1 protein-coding gene is annotated in these 2,674 nt (G+C 47.2%); it reads right to left on the reverse strand.

Features of this window, described 5'->3' with window-relative positions:
* The coding region (locus tag ACXYMU_RS20325; RefSeq protein WP_458988262.1) for a PA14 domain-containing protein at positions 1-1,926 on the reverse strand (1,926 nt) is incomplete at its 3' end.
* Between the last annotated feature and the right edge of the window lie 748 nt (positions 1,927-2,674).

Raw genomic sequence — 2,674 nt, forward strand, 5'->3', positions numbered from 1 at the left:
GCCGCGGATGCGCTGGCCGTAGTTGTCGCCCACGTTGGAGGGGGCCTCGAACAGGGCCAGCTGGCTTGTCTTATTGGGGGCCTTGCTCACCGGGATGTCCTTTACATTGTGGCTATGCACGCCATACCAGATCTCATGCTGCAGTTTGCCGCTGGTGGTATTGCCACTGAAAGAAACCAACTCACCTGATTCTGGAGCACTGCTCTCATTGAATGGCGAGAGCCTGTTACCTGCGATTGGGCGCTCCATGGCGCCGCTAGGCAACTGCCAACCCACGGCCAAGTGGTCTCCACCAGCATGCTCCTTATGCAGGGCCTCAATGTAGTAGCGCTTGCCTGCCTCAAGTCTTATTTTAGCAGACTTCTGAGATGAAAGGGCGTTCCACTCCTGCGGATACGTATCATCATCTGTATAAGCAATCTTTACTTTGTTGCCCGGGTTTTCAGACGTGCTTAACCATAGCTCAGAATGGTCGTCAGCAGCAATCCAGAACGTGTATTCGCCACTGCTAGGCGCTGTCACATAACCACGGATACGCTGGCCGTAAAAGTCACTTTCGTTGGTTGGGGTTTCAAAAGAACTCAGCTCTGATCGTCGTTCCGGTGCTTTGGTAAGCGGAATATCAGATACATCTCTGCCGTAAATGTTATTCCAAACTTCTCTGGAAATCTTACCGGATCCGGTTTTGCCTGTTTCAGCAACAGGAGCTTGAGGTGCAGGCGCTTCTTGAACTGACCCGTTAGGGCCTAGCTTAATACCGTTCTGCTGCAGTTTCTGCTGCCATCTGCTTAGTTCGTCCTGCTCAGTACGCTTAGATATTGGACTTGGTAGCAGGGTGTTGTTTCTGAAGTCGGCGTTCTCTGCCACCGAGATATCGTTGCGGTAGTAGTAGCGATCAGGCCCCCAAGCCATTACGCCAATTACATTGTTGTCTACGGTGTTATCAAATGTGGAGCCTTTACGGTTATAGTCCTTGCTCCACATACCAGAGGTGTTCATGCCGTATTGGTTGCCATTGTTAAAAATGGCCGCGTTCACAGAGCGGTTGTGGTGGTAGCGGATGTTGTTACCCGATGCTATACCCATTGAGTAGTTACCCAGTCCCACCAAGTGGTTTTCGTAGGCATCTATATAGGCCGAGCAAGTGTTTTTGTCACCATCTCCATCCGCGATGATACCGCCACCAGAGAACTTTGAGGATGTGGCAGGAATCGGAAAGGCACCGTAAATCAGGTTGTTGTGGATGCGGATAGGAGAGTCTGATGTTCCACGAGAGTTGTGGATGTTGATATTATCCTCCACCAGCGATTTGTCAGCTTCGTTTGTCACCTCATTCCATGCTATTTCAGCATGGCGGATAGACCCTTTGAAATTGAACTGCACAAACTGCGAGTGATCCTTGTCGCCGCCGTATACTCTACCGTCAATGTTTTTGGCGATGTTGTAACGGATCCGAATCGTCTCGTTCTTAGAGCCATCTCCTTCGTAGCGGGTGCCGATATAAATACCGGCGGTGCTCTCCATATAACAGTTTTCCACTACTACATTCTGGAAGTTGTCAATCGTCAGGAAGCGTCTTGGTTTTTTGTAATCACGGTACGGAGTAGGACTTAAGCCATAACCACTGGTATGGCGCACTGTCAGGTTGGTAGAGTAGCCCCAGCTTTTGATCAGGTAACCGGCACCGCGGATATTTGAATTTTCTATGATGACAGGCTGCGAAGTGCGGATCTCAACAGCAGGTACTTCCGTATTTCTGGATTCCCAGTTTCCTTGGTAAGTTCCCCCTTTTGTGATAACCAGTGGGCCACTGTAGCTTTGCGCAAAAACAGAAGCTGTAAAACATAAAATCAGGGCAAGAGTGAGAATGGGTGTAAGCAAAATACTGCCAGCCCTCTTCCGTAGCGGAGAGAATGAATTGTTCATCTACTTTGGCTAAAAGTTGAAATTGTACTTTAAAATAGTCTTTTCCCAGCACTCGTGTCGTCAGCTTTCGTTGGCGCGTCAGCTATCGAGGACTACAGAGGCTTTTTGAAATGTGTACTAGTTTGGCGCTATTATTAAAGACTTCCTGTATAAGTTGTTGCAAATATAAAGATGAAAACTTCATAAAAACTAATTTGTATAAAAATAATCTCTGAAAAATCCTAAAATAGAAAATAGTCTATATTTTAGATTTAATTGTTAAGTGGTTGCTGTTCAAAAAGATAGTATGATTTTGAGTCAATGAAAAAAGTTGCGTTTTGACTCTGATTATTCCTGAGTGCTAAAGCGGGATGAGGCGTTTTTGCACCATACTGCACGGAATCTCATCTGAATAGCACTTGGATTAACTGCAAGGTTCAGAAACTAGTGAGCAGAGATGCAACAATATCCCCGGACGCGAAATAAGTAAATAAGTTTATTGATAGGGAAGACGTATGAAGAGCAAATCGGATTCGAAGACAAAATAGCTGGTAACTAATCAAGGCGTTTAGGCTGCCTCGCATCACCGTTTAGTCTCACCCCCCTAAACACAAGAAGGGCCTGCAGCAGCTGCAGGCCCTTCTTATTGTGGGTATGGATTTGTGCTTTACTGCTTGATGAGCTTGAGGGTGTTGCTCTTGCCCTCGCTGTCGGTGTACTTGAGGATGTATAGTCCCGGGCGCAGGTTGAGCGCCTCCAGGTTCAGCTC

It is taken from the genome of Pontibacter sp. CAU 1760, assembly GCF_054482735.1.